We start from the raw sequence: 5,874 nt of genomic DNA on the forward strand, positions 1-5,874 counted from the left end.
AGTAGTCACAATATTAGGGTACTGTTTCACAAGCGTCAAAAACATATTTTCTTCACTATGCAGTTCAACTCCTTCAACTTCAATATGCCTAAACGCATTGATAATGTCAGTTGCATTATACCCCATGCGTTTCAGATAATCTTTAACCTCGTCTTTATCCATACCCTCTTTAAATAATTGTTCAATATAAGTGACTAAATCAACTTGTAAGTGGTTCACCAGGGGCTTTGGTTTTGCCTGAATAATTTTTTCAGCATCCCCTTCTTCAGTTGAAACTCTATTGTGATGCAGCTGTTTTTCCAGTTCATCAGCCCTCTGTTTTTCTTTGTCAGCTTTAAGGTTAAAAAGTTTATACTTGCGCATGTTCCCAATAATCTGCTGCATTCTGTCAATTACATATTGATCAGACACATTTTGCCCTTTAATCTCTGCAATCGGCACATGTATAAGAAACGGACGGTAATAACGTTCAGCCAACTTAACAATAGCATGGCCAACTGGCAACATTGAAAAAAAGTTTTTATGTTCGCGCAGCTGCATTAAAGCTGATATGGTCTCAACATCCGGAGGCAGCACCTGCTGAAAAGCTATGTTGCATGCAGCATTGCCGGATACAACGTCAGAAAGTTTAGAAACGTGCTGATCTAAACAAATTAATGAAATCCCATATTCCCTAATCTCGCGAAACATCATTTCAGTTATGCTTTCAGATACAAAACTGGTTTTTTGTTTGAGAAAAATATTATGCGCTTCATCAACAAGAATTGCATGCGAAAAACCTTCATTTGAAGCAGCTATTGCCTTTTTCCATTTGTAAATATAAGTAAGCAAATAAGATGAAAAAAACTTTTTTTCTGCATTATTCAGGGTATCAAGCTCAAACAACACATTTTTATCAAGAAGTTCTGGTATAGTTATCAAGTCTTTGTCTTTATAATTAACTGCCTGACCAAACGCCCCAAATGTCAGGACATGCGCAATCCTTGCGGCGCTTGCGACCCATTCAGTTTCTCGTGAAGAACCTCCCTTTGAATTGGACAGCTCATCCAGCCTGTCCTTAATTTGGTTCCAGTTAGGATAATTTCCTGAGCCTTTATACACGCCAAACTCTCTGAACGCTTTATCTAAAACTTCAGATATTATTTTGTGAACGCCATAACTTGCCATAAATGATTCAGTAATCAGATCTGATAAAGTATTAATCCATTCCTTAGGATCAACGTCTTTTGGAGGTTCATTAATATTTACTTTAAATAAGTTTGAAACTTTATTATTGCCAACAGTAAACGTCAGGATAGAATCATCAACTAACATCAACGGACGAAAAGATTTTTTCCAGTCAAATACCAGGAATGGTTTCTCCTTAAGAATAAAATTACCCAATATCTGAAAAGCAAACATCGTTTTTCCAGAACCAGACATACCTGTAACACACATATGACGCGGCCAATCTTTTTCTCTCAACGAAAAAGTAAATAAATCCTTGTCAGCATAACTTACTTTACCAAGCGGATACTCTCCTTGCATGGAATCTTTTGGAGGGGGTTCAAGCAAAACCCTGTCTGACAATAATGATTCAAGATGCTTATGATAAAGGGCATTTAATCCTCTCTCAATCTCAAGCTTAGAATCCATGCTGTCTGCAAGCCGGTATTTTAAATAAATGGAATCAATCTTAGTCCCAAAGATTGGTTTCAACCTTCTGCATATTTCTTCAACGCTTACTTTATCTTGCGGCATTTTTAACTCCATCAATAAAATATCCTTAAAATCGAATAAAAGCTAAACACCTACAACGCAAATGTCGAAGTTTGAGATTTGGCTTTCTCTTAAGTTCGATTTTTAGGATGCAGAAAAAAGCAGTGCATTCATCTCATCCCTAAAATGAGAAGTTTTCTGCTTTTTTCTTCATAATAACTTTACCGGCCAATGCTGATTTTACACATTTAACTTCAAACAAAAGCCATGTTTTGATTCTCGCTATAAATAAAATATAAAGCCTGTGGCAAAGTTATTTTTGGGTAATACTTTAGCTTTCTGAAGCGACAAGCTAAAGTTAACGTCGGTTTGTGTGCTAATATGTACTTTAATGCAACCAGAGGTTGCTTGCTGATAAATATACTAACACTGCACGGAATGACGTTAACTTTTGTGTTAAAGCTTTATTTTACTAAAGTATTACATTTTTTGTTATAACATATTCTTCATTTATTTATTTATTTAATAACTCATCAAGCACGTCTGCTCTGGATTCCCTTTCACGATACTCTTTCTCGCGTTCTCTTAGCTCGCGTTTAAGCAATGCAATATCACGAAAATTATTCAATTTTTCCTGTGTTTTAAGTTCATCAAAATCAAACATTCTCTTTTTCAAGTTAAGAATTTCAAGTTTATCAGTTTCAGGATTCATCTGAAAGATTAAATTAGACATATCTGTCTTCATTTTTTCTAGATCATTAAACAGATCTGCGCTTAACTCTTCCCTTTCAGTCACCATCGCCTTGATATCATCAATCGCCTCCCTTAACGATGTAACTTTGATATCTTCCAACCCGGATAACATCCTTTCAGCATCAAATTCAGGACTAGGGTCAACTTGCTTATTATAATCAGGGTCATCTCTTCCAGAGCCAAATGTTCTGTTTTTGTTTATCATTTTTATACCTGCATAAAACCATTTTTATGCGAAATTATCTAAATTGATACTTCAAATCAATGGAAAACCTCGGAAAATTAGGAATTTCAACATTAAATATACCTTCTAATAGTATAACTAGTATATAAAGGTTACTAAATTAGTAGCGGAGAGGGCTGGAAAGTTAATAATTTTAAGGCAATAGATTTAAAATATTGATATTAGTCAATCATTAGTCAATCAAAATTGCCCAACACCAGTCAAAGACTGGCGGTATACTCGCCTGCTGTACTCGAGCGATTTAGGCCCTTATTTTTCCACTATAGCAAGTGTGCTAAATATTTGAACAATTAAAGTTATCAAAAACGCTAGGTATTAAGCACGCTTGCTTATTACGAAAAGCATTCAAATGCATGATTTAATGCTTTGAGTATAAAACCACCAGTTATACACTGTTGGAAAAATCAAATTTTAATCATAGCATATACACAAACGCATATACACAGCTTTTGTCAGTTTGATTGTGTATTCAAGATTATGATATAAACCGGATTTATGCTGATCCGATTGCAGTATCTATGCAAATACATGAAATCAAAAGTTTTAAATACAACTGACCTATTAAAAGTTCATATGATACAAATAAAAGTCAATTATCTTTACGAAGCATTATTGTTACTTTTGAAAAAAGAAATGCATCAAAGAGAATTAGCAAAGGAATTAAAGACCTCCTTGACAAGAGTACAGTCCATACTTGAAGAATTAAGAAAAATTAATGTTTTAGACTACAAGGTTACTGGAAAAAATCATGTTTATTTTATCAAAAAAAACTTAATGTCAAAATTCTTCATATTAAACGCTGAAAATTATAAACTCATAAAAATATTTCTAAAATATCCTGAGCTTGAACCTATTTTTCAAGACATTATTAAAAAAAGCAATTGCAGTTTAATTATTCTTTTTGGAAGCTATGCAAAAGGAAATCCAAAAAAAGACAGCGACATTGACATTTATATTGATACAAATAATCAAAAAGTCAGAGAAAAGATCCAAAAGACCTCTGATTTAATAAGTGTGAAGGTTGGAAAATTTAATGCAAATGATTTATTAATCAAAGAAATAATAAAAAATCATGCAATAATTAAAGGGGGAGAAGAGTATTATGAAAAAAACGGATTTTTTGAGTAAACTAAAACAAGAAGATAAATTAGAACTTATAGAATTCTCTGAAGAAATTTCAAAATCCTATTTGATAAAAAGCGATAAATGTATTCAAGTTGCAAAACTGGCATATAATGCCGGAATATATGAGAACGCAGTTTCAGAAGCTTATTATTCGATTTATAATACTGTCCAATCATTGTTTTTTAAATGCGGAATCAAATGTGAAAATCATTCAGGAGCAGTGCTTTTGATAAAGCAATTATTCAATTTAAAGAATCAATATTTAATATTTTCAGAATTTAAAAAAGACCGGATAGATAATCAGTATTATATTACAATAACCGATACAGAGCCAATAAATAAGGAAAAATGTAGCGAAAGGTTAAAAATTGCGCAAAGATTCAATGCCGGATTAAGGGCTTATTCTGGAAATCTTACAATCCAAGAAATAAACAATCTAAGAAAAAAATTCGAGGCAATTTAAAATATATATGCCTTTCTTTTGTCAGTTTGATTGTGTATTCAAGATTATAATATAAACCTGATTTATGCTGATCCGATTGCAGTTAATTTCACAGATTAGCAGTAGCTATGCACATACCAAAACGTAATACTTTAGCTTTCTGAAGCGACAAGCCAAAGTTAACACGGTTTGTGTGCTTGTATGTACTTTAATGCAACCAGAGGTTGCTTGCTTATAAATACACTATACTCAAAGCATTAAATGATTGTACATTTGAATGCTTTTCGTAATAAGCAAGTGTGCTTGATATTTTGCATTTTGATAACTTTAATTGTTTGAAACATTAACTTTTGTGTTAAAGCTTCATTTTACTAAAGTATTACACCAAAACAAAACAAATATATATTACAAGCTATCTTTTAAAAAATATGGACAGCTGTCAAAAGTGTAAACATGCAGCGCAAATAAAATATTTGGACAATCAACTATGCAATTCCTGCTTTACAAGGCTTGTAGAGCGCAGAATCAGTAAATACCTTAGATTGCATTCTTCAATAAAAAAAAACGATTCTTTGCTGGTTGTAGGCGAATTATGCCATTCAATTCTCAAAGATATTTTAAAAGACCTGCCTGTTAAAATAAACATTATTCCAGAGGCAGATGAATATCATAAAAACTCCGCTATTAAAATTAAAGCAAAAAAACTAAAGGCCAAGATAGTTATCCCCTGGACAATGGACCATGAATCTCACCATTTCATTAAAAACTTTATTGAAAAGAAAAAACCTACATTTCTAGGCATAAATAAACCATTCATTAAACTTTTTTATCCTATAACTGATCAAGAAGCGCAAATTCTGGCCAAAATTAAAAATGTCAAATACAAACCTCTTAAAGAAGATTCATACACTAAAATGTTTGTTATGCTTGAAAACAAGTATGTATCTGTACGTTATGCATTTGCCAGTTCTGTCAAAGAATTTTCAAGAATTTTCAAATAACTGTTAAAATGATTAATTTGTTGATAACGACCTAGTTTCTTCAATATATATTTAGTAACTCTTATATAGTAGTATTTTATCCTACTCCTTGTAGCTAATGTAACTACTGCAGAGGGACAATAAATGACACTTATTGATAAAATCAACCTATATTGGAGAAAAGAGATTGAAAGCGTAACAACTAGTAAGTATTCAATTTACAGATATTTATCAGACAATAGAACGCAAAGGTACAAAACCGCCGAAAATAACTTAAAAACACCAATGGATTTACTAGTTTATATTCCTGATTACGCCTGGGTAAAAGAAAATGCGCCAGAAGTAATAAATTTAGGTGAAAATCCTATACAATATGAACAAATATTATTATCTTATATAAGAGGAAAAAGTCAAAAAGTATATGTTACAGATAATAGGGGTAAAATTCTTAATACAAATCAAGAAATAGATGGTATAGAAGATCAAATTTTCTTAACACTTGGCAACAAAGATCAAGTTGATATTGCAATTCCAGTTTCAAAAAAACCCAGACTTGGATTTTATACATTTGATTCTAGGCTATACGAAGAAAACGGAGAATGGTATAGAGAAAGGCACATGGGAAATAGAGT

6 protein-coding genes are annotated in these 5,874 nt (G+C 32.1%); 4 read left to right on the forward strand and 2 right to left on the reverse strand.

All coding sequences use genetic code 11. The features are described from left to right. On the reverse strand, nucleotides 1-1,740 hold a 1,740-nt coding region (locus J4418_05160; protein ID MBS3113444.1), incomplete at its 3' end, for an ATP-binding protein. A 472-nt stretch (nucleotides 1,741-2,212) separates the two neighbouring features. Then, a complete protein-coding gene (locus J4418_05165) occupies nucleotides 2,213-2,656 on the reverse strand; it encodes a hypothetical protein (protein ID MBS3113445.1) in 444 nt (147 codons plus the stop codon). A 612-nt stretch (nucleotides 2,657-3,268) separates the two neighbouring features. Between J4418_05165 and J4418_05170 the strand changes: the two genes are divergently transcribed. The 4 genes from J4418_05170 to J4418_05185 all read left to right on the forward strand — a co-directional run. Continuing rightward, nucleotides 3,269-3,823 (forward strand): nucleotidyltransferase domain-containing protein, encoded by a 555-nt coding sequence (locus tag J4418_05170; GenBank protein ID MBS3113446.1) that lies wholly within the window; start codon nucleotides 3,269-3,271, stop codon nucleotides 3,821-3,823. Next, on the forward strand, nucleotides 3,798-4,283 hold the full coding sequence (locus tag J4418_05175; protein ID MBS3113447.1) for a HEPN domain-containing protein: 486 nt from the start codon (nucleotides 3,798-3,800) through the stop codon (nucleotides 4,281-4,283). The genes J4418_05170 and J4418_05175 overlap by 26 nt, the downstream gene beginning before the upstream one ends. A gap of 407 nt (nucleotides 4,284-4,690) precedes the next feature. Continuing rightward, nucleotides 4,691-5,263 (forward strand): hypothetical protein, encoded by a 573-nt coding sequence (locus J4418_05180; protein ID MBS3113448.1) that lies wholly within the window; start codon nucleotides 4,691-4,693, stop codon nucleotides 5,261-5,263. A 123-nt stretch (nucleotides 5,264-5,386) separates the two neighbouring features. Beyond that, nucleotides 5,387-5,874 (forward strand): hypothetical protein (locus tag J4418_05185; GenBank protein ID MBS3113449.1); only part of this gene is annotated, 488 nt, incomplete at its 3' end.

It is taken from the genome of Candidatus Woesearchaeota archaeon (assembly GCA_018303425.1).
Taxonomy (GTDB): Archaea; Nanobdellota; Nanobdellia; order Woesearchaeales; family JAGVYF01; genus JAGVYF01.

What these genes read in the sequence shown, in the direction of transcription:
- J4418_05175 (MBS3113447.1), top strand. Translation starts at nt 3,798, where the DNA reads ATGAAAAAAACGGATTTTTTGAGTAAACTAAAACAAGAAGATAAATTA.
- J4418_05170 (MBS3113446.1), top strand. Translation starts at nt 3,269, where the DNA reads ATGATACAAATAAAAGTCAATTATCTTTACGAAGCATTATTGTTACTT.
- J4418_05180 (MBS3113448.1), top strand. Translation starts at nt 4,691, where the DNA reads ATGGACAGCTGTCAAAAGTGTAAACATGCAGCGCAAATAAAATATTTG.
- J4418_05165 (MBS3113445.1), bottom strand. Translation starts at nt 2,656, where the DNA reads ATGATAAACAAAAACAGAACATTTGGCTCTGGAAGAGATGACCCTGAT.